The organism is Sphingomonas phoenicis (assembly GCF_047238005.1).
Taxonomy (GTDB): domain Bacteria; phylum Pseudomonadota; class Alphaproteobacteria; order Sphingomonadales; family Sphingomonadaceae; genus Sphingomonas.
Genome location: NZ_JBDFMC010000002.1, coordinates 57,404 through 71,214, shown reverse-complemented (window position 1 = coordinate 71,214; position 13,811 = coordinate 57,404). Strand labels below are relative to the sequence as shown.

Genomic DNA, 13,811 nt, shown 5'->3' with positions numbered 1-13,811 from the left:
CTCCTGCCCCATCGCCGTCAATCCGACGCGGCTCCGAGCTGTCGCCGCGCCTCCGCTGCCGCCTCGATCAGCCGGCGACCGGTCTCCTCGGCGGCATCGGGCGTCATCGACAAGGCGACGCCGTCGGGTCCGTCGAGCAACACGAAGCCGTCCTCGACAGAGGCGACACCCGCGTTGTTCTCCGGTTGCATGATCGTCATTCCACTCTCCAGACCGTGGTCATTCCGCATCCAGATATAGGTACGACGGATCGAACTGCGCGATCGCCCGCAGCCGGGTGAGGTCGTGAACCGTCACCTCGCCGCCGCGGATCGTCATGATGTCCTGCTCCCGGATCGATCGCAGCACGCGATTGACATGAACGTTGGTCAGCCCGCACGCCTCTGCCAGATCGGCCTGCTTCAGCGGCAAGGCGAAGCGATCGTCCCTGACCAGCCCGACGGCGGACAGGCGAGCGTGCAGTTCGCAGATCAGATGTGCCAGCCGCCCCTCGGCACCCAGCCGGCCGAGGCGGAATATCCACTCGCGGTGGATCGCCGCGTCGAGCAGGGTGGCGTACCACAGCATCCGCGTCAGATGAGGGCGCGTCCCGGTCACGCGCACCAGCGTCTCGTGCGACCAGCCGGCAATCTTTACCGGGCCCATCGCCGCCACGTCGTGCTCCAGATGCTTCAGCGGAAAGCCGTGCAGGTCGACGAAATCGCCCGGCACATGGATCGCCACCAACTGCCGCGCGCCGGCATGGTCGTCCATGTAGCGGCAGATGAACCCTTCCAGCAGCAGCGTGCTGGTGTGTACCGGCTCGCCCGCGCGAACGAGGATGTGACGGCCCGGCAGGTCGCGCACCTGGTCGCAACTCTCGTCCAGAACCGCCCGATCCTCGTCCTTCAGGCGTCCACTGGTCCAATTCAACAGAAACAGCCGGGTGACATGGCCGAATTTCGACATAAGCTCCTCCGACCTTCCGGAAATCGACTTGATCCATGTTGAACGACGCAACAAGGAGCGGGAACCGGGTGTTCCGCTGTGCCTATGCACCATATCACGTTCCAGAACGATAGCCCTCTCGCCGTTCGCTTCGTCAAGTCGGTCGAGGCGCCGGCATTCCCCTGCGTCGGTGCCAAGTCCGCGCTGGGCAAGGGACAGATGGACATTCTCGTCGCGCGCGACGTCCGGTCGGGGTGGGACGACATGCGGATCACGCCCGCGCTCGCGTCGACCGTGGCCAAGTACCGGGCGGACCGCGCGCTGTTCCGCACCCTGGTCGTCCTGTTCGAGGGACCGGACGATCTGACGGAGGCGGAGTTCGAACGGCATCTGTGGGCGCGTGCCCAGTCCCTGTCGGACAAGGACGAGTGGCTGGGCTATCGCCCGGATCCGACGGTGTCGTCCGATCCAGAGGATCCGCATTTCTCGCTGAGTTTCGCCGGCGAGGCATTCTTCGTGGTGGGGCTGCATCCGCACGCCAGCCGGCCCGCCCGGCGGTTCGAGACGCCGGCGATGGTGTTCAACCTGCACGACCAGTTCCAGGTACTGCGCGAGCAGCAGCGGTACGAGAAGCTGCGCGCGTCGATTCTGGCCCGCGACGAGGCGCTGGCGGGATCGCCCAACCCGATGCTCGCCCGCCACGGCGAGACGAGCGAGGCACGGCAGTATAGCGGGCGCGCCGTCGACGACGACTGGAAGTGCCCGTTCCGTCGCGGCGGTGCCGCCGGGTGAGCGACGCCGTGCAGACCATCCCGCCCCGCTCCGGCGCCGCCTTCACGTTGCGCCGCGGCCAGCGACTGACCGTCATAGATCCCGAGGGGCAGCAGGTATCCGACCTGCTCGCGTTTTCGGCGGACGATGTGGACGAGGTCATTTCGTCCGGGCGGACGCTGGATTATGCCAGCCGCATCTACCTGACGACGGGCGACCCGCTCTACTCGAATCGGTCGAACGTGATGCTGACGATCGTCGAGGATACGGTCGGCCGACACGATTTCCTGCTGACTCCGTGTTCGAAGGACACGTTCCGGATCATCTACGGCGACACCGATCCGCATCGCGGCTGCTTCGGCAACCTGCTCGCAGCGCTGGCACCGTGGGGGATCGAGGCGGACCGGATCCCGACCGCGTTCAACTGTTTCATGAACGTCCCTGTCGACGGGGCGACCGGTGCCTTCACCGTCGAGCCACCCCTCAGCCGCGCCGGCGACCACATCACCTTCAGGGCGGAGATGGATCTCGTCGTCGCGCTGACGGCGTGCTCCGCGCTGCAATCCAACGGCGGCTCGTTCAAGCCCATCCAGTACCGCATCGACGACGCCGTACCGGCATAGCCGGCCGCGACGCTGGCGGCGCCGCGTATGGCGCGGTAACTGGTCCGGGTCATGCCACGCCGTCCGAACATCGCCGCACTGGCCCTGACGCTGCTTGCCAGCGGCAGCGTGGCGGTCGGCGCCCGGTGCCTGTCGCCCGGCGTGGCGCGGTGTTCGTGGGCGTCGCTGACCGGCCATGGCCCAGACCTCGACGTGCCGTATCTCGGCACCCGGCCAGAGGTAGTGGCGCGCATGCTGGACCTGGCCGGGGTTGGGCCGGATGACCGGGTGCTCGATCTGGGTACCGGCGATGGCCGCATCCTGATCGCCGCCGCACGTCGCGGCGCATCGGGGACCGGCGTCGACATCGACCCGGTGCTGATCGGCGAGGCGACGACCGCCGCCGCACGGGCGGGGGTGTCGGCCCGCGTCCGCTTCGTGGCGCAGGACCTGTTCGCGACACCGCTCCACGGCTATTCGGTGGTGACGTTGTTCCTGCTGCCGCGCGTCAACCTGCGGTTACGCCCGCACCTGTTGCGGACGCTGGCACCCGGCAGCCGCATCGTCAGCCATGCGTTCGACATGGGCGACTGGCCGCCCGACGCGACGGCCCGGGTCGGCGGTTCGCACCTGTACCTGTGGCGGGTTCCCGCCGCCGTCGACGGCCAGTGGCTGCTGGCTGACGGTGCCCGCCTGTCGCTGCATCAGCGTTTCCAGGATGTCGCCGGCTTCATGACCAGCGGCGGCGTGGCGGCGGCGCTGGCCGACGTGCATCTGGAAGGCGACCGCATCCGCTTTACCGCGGGCGCCCGCCGCTACGCCGGCATCGTCGCCGGCAACACGATCAGGGGATCGGGCTGGCTGGCACATCGGCAGACGGTTCATCCACCGTCCGGCGCCGATGCCCCTCTGCCACGGTCGCCCGGAAGCGACGGTAGAGGGCGACGTTGAGGCAGACGAGCGTGACGATCGCAAGCAGGATGATCGCGATCGCCTTCGTCGTTCCGGTCACGCCCGCGCCTCGTTGACCCCGCTGGAATTGTGGCGGAGCGCCGTCAGCACCGTGTCGACGATATGCTCTGCGTCCAGCCCGGCCGCGGCATATTGCGCATCGGGCTTGTCCTGATCCTGGAACGTGTCCGGCAGGCGCATCGTGCGCAGCTTCAATCCGCCGTCGATCAGCCCCGCATCCGACGCGAGCGTCAGCACATGGGCGCCGAAGCCGCCGACCGCGCCTTCCTCGATCGTCACCGCGACCTCGTGCGTCGCGAGCAGCCGGCGGATCATCTCCTCGTCCAGCGGCTTGGCGAAACGCAGGTCCGCCACCGTCGTCGACAGGCCCTTCGCCTCCAGCTGATCCGCCGCCTTCAACGCCTCTGCCAGTCGGGTGCCGAGGGACAGGATCGCCACCGTCTTGCCTTCGCGGACGATCCGGCCCTTGCCGATCGCCAGCCGCTCGGGCGTGGCGGGCAGCTCGATGCCGACGCCGTTGCCACGCGGGTAGCGGACCGCGATCGGCCCGCTGTCGTGGCAGGCGGCGGTATGGGTCATATGGACCAGCTCCGCCTCGTCGGCGGCGGCCATCACGACGAAGTTCGGCAGCGTCGCCAGATAGGTGACGTCGAACGAGCCGGCATGGGTGGCGCCGTCGGCACCGACCAGCCCGGCCCGGTCGATCGCAAATCGCACCGGCAGGTTCTGGATCGCAACGTCGTGGACCACCTGGTCATAGGCGCGCTGGAGGAAGGTCGAGTAGATCGCGCAGAACGGCCGCATCCCTTGCGCCGCCAGTCCGGCGGCGAAGGTCACGCCGTGCTGTTCGGCGATGCCGACATCGAAGAAGCGGTCGGGATGGACCTGCGCGAACCGGTCGAGCCCGGTGCCGGACGGCATCGCCGCGGTGATCGCGCAGATCATCGGATCGCGCTCCGCTTCCTTCACCAGCTGCTCGCCGAACACGTTCTGGTACTGCGGGGGTCCCGGCGGCGCCTTGGCCTGGGTGCCGGTGATGACGTCGAACTTCTGGACGCCGTGATACTTGTCCGCCGCCGCCTCGGCCGGGGCATAGCCCTTGCCCTTCTTGGTGACGACATGGACCAGGATCGGGCCCTCCTCGGCATCGCGGACGTTTTCCAGCACCGGAATCAGATGGTCGAGATTATGTCCGTCGATCGGCCCGACATAATAGAAGCCCAGCTCCTCGAACAACGTGCCGCCCATCGTCATGCCGCGGGCGAACTCGTCGGTCTTGCGCGCCGCGGTGTGGAACGGGCGCGGCAGCTTGCGCGCGAACTTCTTCATCAGTTCGCGCAGCCCCAGGAACTCGCGACTGGTCACGATGCGCGACAGATAGGCCGATAGCCCGCCGACCGGCGGTGCGATCGACATGTCGTTGTCGTTCAGGATGACGACAAGCCGGTTTCCCGCCTGCTCGGCATTGTTCATCGCCTCGTACGCCATGCCGGCCGACATCGCGCCGTCGCCGATCACCGCGATGCCCTTGCCCGGCGTGCCGGCCAGCTTGTTGGCCACGGCAAAGCCCAGCGCGGCGGAGATCGATGTCGAGGAGTGCGCCGCGCCGAACGGGTCGTACTCGCTCTCGCTGCGCTTGGTGAAGCCCGACAGGCCGCCGCCCTGCCGCAGCGTGCGGATGCGGTCGCGCCGGCCGGTCAGGATCTTGTGCGGATAGCATTGGTGGCCGACGTCCCAGACCAGCCGGTCGCGCGGCGTATCGAAGACATAATGGATGGCGGTCGTCAGCTCGACCACGCCGAGCCCCGATCCCAGATGCCCGCCGGTCGATCCGACCGCGGAAATCGTCTCGGCACGCAGTTCGTCGGCCAGTTGGCGAAGCTGTTCCGGCTTCAGCGAGCGCAGCTCTTCGGGCGTGCGTACGGTATCCAGCAGCGGCGTTACGGGTAGGTCAACCATCGCCGGGGCTTACTCCAGCCGGACATGGGTGTCGATTGCCGGCATCGCCGGAATTCGATCACCGTCCCGTGCAGGCCGTGCAGGTTCCGCGCATCTCGACGACGGGGCGGACCGGCGTGAACCCCGCGGCGCCGGCGGCGCGACGCAGGTCGCGGGTGATGCGGTCGTCGTCCAGATGCTCGGTCCGGCCGCAGCTGTCGCAGACCAGGAAGATGCAGTCGTGCAGGCAGCCGGGATGCGCATTGGCGATATAGGCATTCGCGCTTTCGATCCGCTGCGCCAGATTGGTCGCCACGAACAGGTCCAGGATGCGATAGACGCTGTTGGCGGCCACCCGCCGTCCCTCGCGCCGCGATACCACTTCGGTGATGTCATAGGCGCTGGCCGCCTTGCTGCCCTCGGCCAGGGCGGCGTAGACGCTGGCGCGCATCGCGGTCCACTGCTCGCCGGCCGCCTCCAGCGCGGTACGGGCGGCGGCGGTCAGATCCTCGCCCCGGGGCTCGGTATGAAGATGGGCGTGGGCCATGATGATCGCGAGGTAGGTCGTGCCGGTCCGGCTGGCAAGCGGATGCCCGGCGGCGATCCCGGTCGCGCCCGTCCCAGCGGCGTTGTCCTTGGCGGCTTTCATTCCTAGATGGGGTCATGCTTCAGCCGAGCGCCGCCTTCATGTCCACCGCCCGCCCGCGCATGCTCGCGCGCTGGCTGTTCGTCGTCGCCGCCCTGATCGTCGCCATGGTGGTCGTCGGCGGCATCACCCGCCTGACCGAATCGGGACTGTCGATCACCCAGTGGAAACCGATCAGCGGCATCGTCCCGCCGTTGACCGACACGGCGTGGCAGGCGGAGTTCGATCGGTACAAGCAGATCCCCGAATATGCCGCCTTCAACCGCGGCATGGACCTGGCGGGCTTCAAGGCGATCTTCTTCTGGGAGTATCTGCATCGCCTGCTGGGCCGGGTCATCGGCCTCGCCTTCGCATTGCCGCTGATCTGGTTCGCGGTGAAGCGCCGCATTCCCGCCGGCTATGGCTGGCGGTTGACGGCGCTGCTGGCGCTGGGCGGGCTTCAGGGCGCGATCGGATGGTGGATGGTCGCCTCCGGCCTGTCGCAGCGTACCGACGTCAGCCACCTGCGGCTCGCGGTCCATCTGGTCACCGCGCTGGTCATCCTGGCTGGGATCGTCTGGACCGCGCTGGACCTGCTCCGCCTGAACCGTGATGGGGCATCCGCCTCGCCGGCCCGGCTGGCGCCGGTCGCCATCGCCGCCCTCGCCCTGCTGTTCGGCCAGATCATCTGGGGCGCCTTCACCGCGGGGCTCGATGCGGGATACGCCTTCTCCACCTGGCCGCGGATGGGCGACACCTTCTTCCCGGCCGGTGTCACGATGCTGGTGCCGGGCTGGACGAACGCGATCGACAACCCCGTCGTCGTGCAGTTCATCCACCGCTGGCTGGCGTTCGCCGCGGCGATTGCGCTGCTGTGGCTGGCGGTGCGCACGACGCGAACGGGATCGCGGGCGGGCTTCGTCGTGGTCGGGCTGGTCACCCTCCAGATCTTCCTCGGCGTGGCGACGCTGTTGACCGGTGTGAAGATCGACATCGCGGTGGCGCATCAGGCGAATGCGGCGCTGCTGCTGATCGCGACGATCGTCGCCAGCCACCGGATCGGGGCCACCGGCGCGACCTTTCATCGATACGGGTAATTAAATACCCGTCAGCAATCGCGCGGAAATCTTGACTTTCGGGCCGCCCGGCGGCAATGGCCACTCGTCCGCGCCGCCCTTACGGGTGGCGCGCTCTCGTTTCGAAAGGTCTCGCCCATGAAGGCGCTCATGAAGACCACCAAGTCGGTAAAGCCGCACGAGGTGGAGAAGAAATGGCATATCGTCGATGCCACCGACCTGGTGGTCGGCCGTGCGGCGGTGGTGATCGCCAACGTCCTGCGCGGCAAGCACAAGACGTCGTTCACTCCGCACGTCGACTGCGGTGACAACGTCGTCGTCATCAACGCCGACAAGATCCGCTTCACGTCGAACAAGGCGGCGAAGAAGATCTACTACAAGCACACCGGCTATGCCGGCGGCATCAAGGGCGTGACCGCCGCGAAGGTGCTGGAAGGCCGCTTCCCCGAGCGCGTTCTGGAAAAGGCCGTCGAGCGCATGATCCCGCGCGGGCCCCTGGGTCGTGAGCAGATGCGCAACCTGCGCATCTTCAAGGGCACCGAGCATCCGCACACCGCCCAGAACCCCGAGGTCCTCGACATCGCCGGCATGAGCCGCAAGAACAAGGTGGGTGCATAATGTCCGACAACCGCCAGTCCCTCGCCGATCTCGCGAACCTGACGTCGCAGCCGGCACCCGCCGCTGCCCCGGCATCCTCGTCGGGCACCGAGGCCGAGGATTATCTCGCGGGCAACACGCCCACGCCGACCGCACCGACGATGCCCCTGCGCGAGCAGATCATCGACAAGCTGGGTCGCGCCTATGCCACCGGTCGTCGTAAGGATGCGGTCGCCCGTGTCTGGCTGAAGCCGGGTTCGGGCAAGATCACGATCAACGGTCGCGATCAGGAAACCTATTTCGCGCGTCCGACGCTGCGCCTCGTCATCAACCAGGTGTTCGGCATCACCGAGCGCGAGGGGCAGTACGACGTGATCTGCACCGTCAAGGGCGGTGGCCTTTCCGGTCAGGCCGGCGCGGTCAAGCACGGCATCAGCCAGGCGCTGACCCGGTACGAGCCGATCCTGCGCGCGCCGGTGAAGGCCGCCGGCTTCCTGACCCGCGACAGCCGCACGGTGGAGCGCAAGAAGTACGGCCGCGCCAAGGCACGCCGCAGCTTCCAGTTCTCGAAGCGCTAAGCGAAGGCGGATCGCTGCGGCGGTCCACCCAGCTGCCGGTATTCCCGGGCGGTACGATGAGGGGCGGTCTCGTGAGAGGCCGCCCTTTTAACGTCGGCGATCGCCGTGTCAGTTCCGGGCGAGAACCCGGCCGGCGATACCACGAAGAAACTCGACGGGCGGCAGCGCGACACGACGTGCGCTGCGCATTTCGCATGATCGCATCGTCGGCATCCTTGAAGATGCCGCCCTGTCCGGCGTCTGCCTTGACACATATCCACTTCGGGCAGCGCGGGCGGTGAAGCCCCCTCCCCCCTGTCCTATGACCATCGGTTGGAAAGCCGAAGGGCAGCCCGCGTCGCTTTCCGACGCTGCGTCGACGAGGCCCTCATGTCGTGGGCGATGATCCCGGCAACCTCGCCCACGATCCGGCGGGGCGATCTCCGCCCGCGTTACACCAGTCGCGCGACCAGCCGGGTCAGCCAATAGACGCCGGCGCCGACCAGCCCCGCCGCGGGCAGCGTCACGAACCAGGCGATGACGATGGTCGATGCGACGTTCCAGCGGACCGCCGACACCCGCCGTGCCGCGCCGACGCCGACGATCGAGCCGGTGATCGTGTGCGTGGTGGAGATCGGGATGCCGCCGATGTTGGCGATCGCCAGCGTGATCGCCCCGCCGGTTTCGGCGCAGAAGCCCTGTGCGGGCGTCAGCCGCGTGATCTTGGACCCCATCGTATGGACGATCCGCCACCCGCCGGACATCGTGCCGAGCGCGATCGCGCCGTAGCAGGACAGCACCACCCACAGCGGCACGTAGAAGGTGTCGCCCAGCACCCCCTGGCTGTACAGCAGCACGGCGATGATCCCCATCGTCTTCTGCGCGTCGTTGCCGCCATGGCCCAGGCTGTAGAATGCGGCGGAGACCAGCTGGAGCTTGCGGAACCGCTTGTCGACGCCCAGCGGCGTCATGCGCAGGCTGGTCCACGCGACGACCAGCACCAGCACCAGCGCCAGCATCATCCCGACCGCCGGCGCGACGAAGATGCCGGCAACCGTCTTGAAGATCCCGCTCCAGACGATGCCGTGCAGCCCCGCCTTGCTCAGCCCGGCACCCAGCAACCCGCCGATCAGCGCATGGCTGGACGAGGACGGAATACCCAGGATCCAGGTCAGCACGTTCCAGAACACCGCACCGCACAGCGCCGCCCAGATGACGGTCGCGTCGATCACGTTGGCGTCGACGATCCCCTTGCCCACGGTGTTGGCGACATGCTCGCCGAAGACGAACAGCGCCAGGAAGTTGAACGACGCCGCCCAGATGACGGCATACTGCGGTTTCAGCACCCGCGTGGACACGACGGTGGCGATCGAGTTGGCGGCGTCGTGCATGCCGTTCAGAAAATCGAACAGCAGCGCGAAGCCGACCAGCGCGATCAGCAGCGGAAGGGATATCATGATCGCCGACCCTTCAGGCGTGATCGATCACGAGACCCTGGATCTCGTTGGCGACATCCTCGAACCGGTCGACCACACGCTCCAGATGGCTGTAGATCTCGCGGCCCACGATAAAGGCCATCGGCTCGTTCTGTCGCTTGTCGAACAGCGCGCGCAGCCCGTCCTCGTGGATGTCATCGGCCTTGCCCTCGATCCGGATCAGCCGGGCGGTCAGCTCGTTCAGCCGGTCGCCGTTCTTGTTGACCGATCGCAGCAGCGGCATCGCTTCCGCGGTGATGCGGGCGGCCTCGACGATGATACCGGTCATGTCGCGCATCTGCGGCTCGAACTCGGCGACGCGGTACAGCGCGATCGAGTTCGCCGTCTGGTTCATCTGGTCGATCGCGTCGTCCATCACCCCGATCAGGTCGATGATCGCGCTGCGATCGAACGGCGTCACGAACACGCGGCGCACATCCTGCAGCACGTCGCGGGTGATGTCGTCCGCCTGATGCTCCAGCGCCACGATCTGCGCGATCATATCGGCCTGCGCGGTGCCCGGCTCGTCGCCGCCACCGTGCAGCAGCCTGGCCAGCGCATCCGCGCCACCGACCAGCGTCGCGGCGTGCGCCTCGAACTGCTCGAAGAATCGGCCCTGTTGGGGCATCAACGACTGAAACCAGCCAAGCATCGGAATTCGCCTCCTTATCCCGGTGCGAACTGCCGGGACCATCCGTTCTACCACGCCCGATGGCGCAGGCGGCGGGCGAAATCCAGCGATCAGCGCAGCAAGGGCGGGTTCGTCAACCGCGGCGGCGGCGTCCGGCAGGGCGAACCAGCGCGTTTCGCGCTGGTGGCGCTCGGGCCAGTCCGCCTCCTGCCCGGTCACCGCGAGCGGGTAGAGGGCCACCGTGACCGCCACGGCGCCCCGCCGACGCTGCTTGTCGTAATCATATTCGCCGAGCGACGCGGCGCAGGCATGGCCGCGCAGGCCCGCCTCCTCCCACGCCTCGACCGCCGCGGCCTCGTGCGGGGACAGGCCGACGATCATATTGCCCTTGGGCACCACCCACCGCCCGGTATCGCGAGAGGTGATCAGCATCACCTCCGCCGCGCCGCCGGTTCCGATCCGATAGGGTAAGGCGCCGATCTGGCGTAACATCCGCATCACGATGCGATGCGGACGCGGTGAAGGCAAGAAAACTGTATTCGCCTAGCCGCTTGTGACCGCCGCCTTGCGCTTGAACCGTCCGCTGAGCGACAGCCGCCTGAACAGGCCGCGCCGCGACAGCGGCTCGAACATCTCCTCCGGTCCTTCCGGATCGAGGACCTCGTTATCGGCCAGCCATTCCTCGACCGCGGTCAGGTCGGGCACCTCGTAAGGCCGCAGCGTCTTGCCGCTGCCGCGCAGCTCCTCGATCGTCCCGATCAACGATCCGGTCCGTTCGATCGCCGTCTCCACCTTCGCCCGGTCGACGCCCAGATGCTCGGCGATCAGGCCGTTGCGGATCGTCGTCACGCAGACCGCCTGTGCGTCGGACGAGGCGGTGATCGACACGTCGCACTCGGTATCCAGCCGCAGCGACCGGTTGTTCATGTTGCTCGATCCCAGCCGCAGGACGCGGTCATCCGCGATCAGGATCTTGGCATGGCAGTAGATCGGCGTGCCGCCGGCGGTGAACGGATGGTACATCCGCAACCGTCCATGGACGTCCCGGCGCTTCAGCGCGGTCATCAGCCGCGCACGCGCCGTGTCCATCGCCAGCGGCTCCAGCCATCCCTGCGCCGTCGTCGGATTGATGATGACGATCTCGGGGCCGTCCGGCTCGTCCAGCCGACGGGCGATCGCCTCCGCGATCCGCCGCGCCGCGAAATACTGGCTCTCGATGTACAGATGCTTCTTCGCCGCGGCGATCTGCGCCAGGAACAGTGCCTCGCTCTCGTGTACGCCGGGCTGGCCGGGCATCTCGGGCAAGGTCCGCGCGACGCCCACGTCGATGTCGTCGAAGTCGACCGCCAGTCCTTCCGGCCAGCACGACGGCGTCGCCGGCGGCACCGCCGCCGGCAACAGCTCGTCCTTGCCGCCTGCGGCACGCCAGCGCTCGCGGAACAGCACGCCCAGCTGGTGTGCGATCGGCCCCTGCAAGGCGGTGATGGCATCGTGCCACGGCTTGTACTTCTGGCCGAGCGGGCGTCGTCGCAGCGGCTGCTCGTCCAGATGCTCCCGCGTGTCCCAGCGGTCGCCGGTCATGTCGATGCCCCCGCAGAACGCCAGGCAATCGTCGATGATGACGATCTTCTGGTGATGGGACGCGCCGGTGGGATGGTGCCCGTCGAGCTTGGTATGGATGCGCGGATGCATCATCCACTTGACCACGGTGAAGATGGTCGACCCCCGCCCCAGCGATTTCAGCGCGCCGAGATCCCAGCGGAGCAGGAACACCTCCAGCTCGGGATTCCGCTCGACCAGATTGTAGATGAAGCGACCCACGCCCTCATCGGGTGCGGCCTGGTGATCGAGGACGATCCGCGCATCGAAATCCCATCCGATCAGCAGGATACGGCGTCTCGCCTGCATCATCGCTCGCCGGGCGAAGCGGAAATAATCGTCGGCATCGACGATCACCGACAGCCGGTCGGCACGTTCGACCCGCCAGAATTCGTCCCCCGGCTCCATGCCGCCTCCATCAATGCACTGCCCGCCCCCAATGGCGCCTGCACGTTACGGCTGCAAACGGCGAATATGCCTATTATCTCCATCGACATGGCCGACATGCCCCCCCGCAAGATCATCCACGTCGACATGGACGCCTTCTACGCGTCGGTCGAGCAGCGGGACGATCCTGCCCTGCGCGGCCGGCCGGTGGCGGTGGGCGGCAGCCGGGCGCGCGGCGTGGTGGCCGCCGCCAGTTACGAGGCGCGGGCATTCGGCGTGCGATCGGCGATGCCGTCGTCGAGCGCGGTGAGGCGCTGTCCCGACCTCGTCTTCGTCAAGCCGCGGTTCGAGGTGTATCGCAGCGTGTCGCAGCAGATCCGGGCGATCTTCCGCGACTATACCGACCTGGTCGAGCCGCTTTCCCTGGACGAAGCCTATCTCGACGTGTCGCACGATCGGCACGGGCTCGGCTCGGCCCGGGCGATCGCGGCCGCGATCCGCGCCCGCATCCTCGCCGATACCGGCCTCACCGCCTCGGCCGGGGTCAGCTACAACAAGTTCATCGCCAAGCTGGCGTCGGACCATAACAAGCCCGACGGCCTATGCGTCATCCCGCCGGACAAGGGGCCGGCCTTCGTCGCCTCGCTGCCGGTCGCGCGGTTCCACGGGGTCGGCCCGGTGACGGCGCGGCGGATGGAGGCGCTGGCGATCCACACCGGCGCCGACCTGCGCGACCGGCCGCTGGCGTTTCTCCAGCAGCATTTCGGCAGCTTCGCATCCTATCTCTACAATGCCGCACGGGGAGAGGATCATCGCCCGGTCCGTTCCCACCGGATCGCCAAGTCGATCGGGGCCGAACGCACCTTCGAGCAGGACCTGACCGACCGGGCCGCGCTCCACGACAAGCTGGCGCTGGTCGCCGACGCCGCCTGGGACCGGGTGGAACGCGCGGAGGGCGCCGGGCGGACCGTCACGCTGAAGCTGCGCCGGGCCGACTTCACGACGATCACCCGCGCCCGGTCGTTCGCTTCCCCGATCGTGGACCGGACCGCCTTCCTGGCGGCCGGCATCGCGCTGCTCGACATGCAATTACCGGTCACGACCGGGGTCCGGCTGCTCGGCCTGACGCTGTCGGCCCTCGGTCGCGGCGAGCCGGTCGAGGAGCTGCAGCCCGCACTGCCATTCTAGGGCGGGAACGATCGCCGCCATCCCGCGCTTCGACGGTAACGATCGGGAGACAAGTCGTGGAAGACAATCGGGTTTGGGCGTTCGAGGAAAGCTTGTGGATCGGCGATGCCGACCATTACCGTGAACTGATCGACGACGAGTGCGTGATGGTGCTGCCCGAGCAGCCCTTCGTTCTGAAGAGCGATGCCGCGATCGAGGCGGTCGCCCGGACGCCCCGCTGGTCGTCGGTGACCTTCAGCGAGCAGCAGGTCATGCGGCCGCAGGAAGGCCTGATCACCATCGCCTACAAGGCGCAGGCCGAGCGTGACGGCAGCAACGGCTACACCGCCTATTGCACCACGACGATGCGCCGGCTGGAACACGACGTCTGGCGCGTAGTCCAGCACCAGCAGACGCCGCCGCCGGTCGCCTCCGTGGTCTGACAAACGGCACCGCATCCGGTCGCCTTCCGCATCGTTCCGTAAAC

The 13,811-nt window shown here is 67.7% G+C and carries 15 protein-coding genes; 8 read left to right on the top strand and 7 right to left on the bottom strand.

Annotated elements, in window-relative coordinates; translation table 11 throughout:
- Positions 1-17 precede the first annotated feature (17 nt).
- Complete coding sequence (locus tag ABC319_RS01035; protein ID WP_413068448.1) at positions 18-200, bottom strand: hypothetical protein; 183 nt, start codon at positions 198-200, stop codon at positions 18-20.
- 19 nt (positions 201-219) lie between these two features.
- Positions 220-948, bottom strand: a complete 729-nt coding sequence (locus tag ABC319_RS01030; RefSeq protein WP_413068447.1) for a Crp/Fnr family transcriptional regulator — start codon at positions 946-948, stop codon at positions 220-222.
- Between the two features lie 84 nt (positions 949-1,032).
- On the opposite strand from ABC319_RS01030, the gene gntA reads away from it, so the two are divergent.
- From gntA to ABC319_RS01015, 3 genes are read left to right on the top strand one after another with little or no spacing between them, the layout of a single operon-like run.
- Positions 1,033-1,719 (top strand): guanitoxin biosynthesis heme-dependent pre-guanitoxin N-hydroxylase GntA, encoded by a 687-nt coding sequence (gntA, locus tag ABC319_RS01025; RefSeq protein ID WP_413068446.1) that lies wholly within the window; start codon positions 1,033-1,035, stop codon positions 1,717-1,719.
- A complete protein-coding gene (locus ABC319_RS01020; protein ID WP_413068445.1) occupies positions 1,716-2,321 on the top strand; it encodes a DUF1989 domain-containing protein in 606 nt (201 codons plus the stop codon). The genes gntA and ABC319_RS01020 overlap by 4 nt, the downstream gene beginning before the upstream one ends.
- A 51-nt stretch (positions 2,322-2,372) precedes the next feature.
- Complete coding sequence (locus ABC319_RS01015; RefSeq protein WP_413068444.1) at positions 2,373-3,251, top strand: SAM-dependent methyltransferase; 879 nt, start codon at positions 2,373-2,375, stop codon at positions 3,249-3,251.
- Positions 3,252-3,308: 57 nt separating this feature from the next.
- On the opposite strand, the gene dxs is transcribed toward ABC319_RS01015, so the two are convergent.
- Together dxs and ABC319_RS01005 are read right to left on the bottom strand one after the other, a co-directional pair.
- Entirely contained in the window at positions 3,309-5,231 is a 1,923-nt protein-coding gene (dxs, locus tag ABC319_RS01010) for a 1-deoxy-D-xylulose-5-phosphate synthase (RefSeq protein ID WP_413068443.1), read from the bottom strand.
- A 58-nt stretch (positions 5,232-5,289) separates the two neighbouring features.
- Positions 5,290-5,757, bottom strand: a complete 468-nt coding sequence (locus ABC319_RS01005; protein WP_413071579.1) for a Fur family transcriptional regulator — start codon at positions 5,755-5,757, stop codon at positions 5,290-5,292.
- 116 nt (positions 5,758-5,873) lie between these two features.
- Between ABC319_RS01005 and ABC319_RS01000 the strand changes: the two genes are divergently transcribed.
- From ABC319_RS01000 to rpsI, 3 genes are all read left to right on the top strand, one after another.
- Positions 5,874-6,932 carry a COX15/CtaA family protein gene (locus tag ABC319_RS01000; protein ID WP_413068442.1) on the top strand — a complete coding sequence of 353 codons (1,059 nt, stop codon included), beginning with the start codon at positions 5,874-5,876 and terminating at the stop codon, positions 6,930-6,932.
- 117 nt (positions 6,933-7,049) lie between these two features.
- Positions 7,050-7,529 carry a 50S ribosomal protein L13 gene (gene rplM / locus ABC319_RS00995; RefSeq protein WP_413068441.1) on the top strand — a complete coding sequence of 160 codons (480 nt, stop codon included), beginning with the start codon at positions 7,050-7,052 and terminating at the stop codon, positions 7,527-7,529.
- Entirely contained in the window at positions 7,529-8,086 is a 558-nt protein-coding gene (gene rpsI / locus ABC319_RS00990) for a 30S ribosomal protein S9 (protein WP_413068440.1), read from the top strand. Before rplM ends, rpsI begins: the two co-directional genes overlap by 1 nt.
- Before the next feature lie 431 nt (positions 8,087-8,517).
- Here rpsI and ABC319_RS00985 read toward each other — a convergent pair whose 3' ends face one another.
- The 3 genes from ABC319_RS00985 to ABC319_RS00975 are packed head-to-tail and all read right to left on the bottom strand — an operon-like array spanning position 8,518 to position 12,178.
- The gene (locus tag ABC319_RS00985; protein ID WP_413068439.1) at positions 8,518-9,522 is read right to left on the bottom strand and encodes an inorganic phosphate transporter; all 1,005 of its coding nucleotides are present in this window, start codon (positions 9,520-9,522) and stop codon (positions 8,518-8,520) included.
- A gap of 13 nt (positions 9,523-9,535) precedes the next feature.
- On the bottom strand, positions 9,536-10,669 hold the full coding sequence (locus ABC319_RS00980) for a DUF47 family protein (RefSeq protein ID WP_413071578.1): 1,134 nt from the start codon (positions 10,667-10,669) through the stop codon (positions 9,536-9,538).
- A gap of 45 nt (positions 10,670-10,714) precedes the next feature.
- The gene (locus tag ABC319_RS00975; protein WP_413068438.1) at positions 10,715-12,178 is read right to left on the bottom strand and encodes a phospholipase D-like domain-containing protein; all 1,464 of its coding nucleotides are present in this window, start codon (positions 12,176-12,178) and stop codon (positions 10,715-10,717) included.
- Between the two features lie 66 nt (positions 12,179-12,244).
- Between ABC319_RS00975 and dinB the strand changes: the two genes are divergently transcribed.
- A complete protein-coding gene (dinB, locus tag ABC319_RS00970) occupies positions 12,245-13,345 on the top strand; it encodes a DNA polymerase IV (RefSeq protein WP_413068437.1) in 1,101 nt (366 codons plus the stop codon).
- Between the two features lie 56 nt (positions 13,346-13,401).
- The gene (locus ABC319_RS00965) at positions 13,402-13,767 is read left to right on the top strand and encodes a DUF4440 domain-containing protein (protein WP_413068436.1); all 366 of its coding nucleotides are present in this window, start codon (positions 13,402-13,404) and stop codon (positions 13,765-13,767) included.
- Positions 13,768-13,811: the final 44 nt, after the last annotated feature.

Bases quoted from the DNA above. Each gene is read 5' to 3' on its own strand.
- ABC319_RS01005 (WP_413071579.1), bottom strand. From the start codon at position 5,757: ATGGCCCACGCCCATCTTCATACCGAGCCCCGGGGCGAGGATCTGACC.
- ABC319_RS01030 (WP_413068447.1), bottom strand. From the start codon at position 948: ATGTCGAAATTCGGCCATGTCACCCGGCTGTTTCTGTTGAATTGGACC.
- ABC319_RS01000 (WP_413068442.1), top strand. From the start codon at position 5,874: ATGCTTCAGCCGAGCGCCGCCTTCATGTCCACCGCCCGCCCGCGCATG.
- ABC319_RS00985 (WP_413068439.1), bottom strand. From the start codon at position 9,522: ATGATATCCCTTCCGCTGCTGATCGCGCTGGTCGGCTTCGCGCTGCTG.
- dinB (WP_413068437.1), top strand. From the start codon at position 12,245: ATGCCTATTATCTCCATCGACATGGCCGACATGCCCCCCCGCAAGATC.
- ABC319_RS00980 (WP_413071578.1), bottom strand. From the start codon at position 10,669: ATGCGGATGTTACGCCAGATCGGCGCCTTACCCTATCGGATCGGAACC.
- rplM (WP_413068441.1), top strand. From the start codon at position 7,050: ATGAAGGCGCTCATGAAGACCACCAAGTCGGTAAAGCCGCACGAGGTG.
- ABC319_RS01035 (WP_413068448.1), bottom strand. From the start codon at position 200: ATGACGATCATGCAACCGGAGAACAACGCGGGTGTCGCCTCTGTCGAG.
- dxs (WP_413068443.1), bottom strand. From the start codon at position 5,231: ATGGTTGACCTACCCGTAACGCCGCTGCTGGATACCGTACGCACGCCC.
- ABC319_RS01015 (WP_413068444.1), top strand. From the start codon at position 2,373: ATGCCACGCCGTCCGAACATCGCCGCACTGGCCCTGACGCTGCTTGCC.
- gntA (WP_413068446.1), top strand. From the start codon at position 1,033: ATGCACCATATCACGTTCCAGAACGATAGCCCTCTCGCCGTTCGCTTC.
- rpsI (WP_413068440.1), top strand. From the start codon at position 7,529: ATGTCCGACAACCGCCAGTCCCTCGCCGATCTCGCGAACCTGACGTCG.
- ABC319_RS00975 (WP_413068438.1), bottom strand. From the start codon at position 12,178: ATGGAGCCGGGGGACGAATTCTGGCGGGTCGAACGTGCCGACCGGCTG.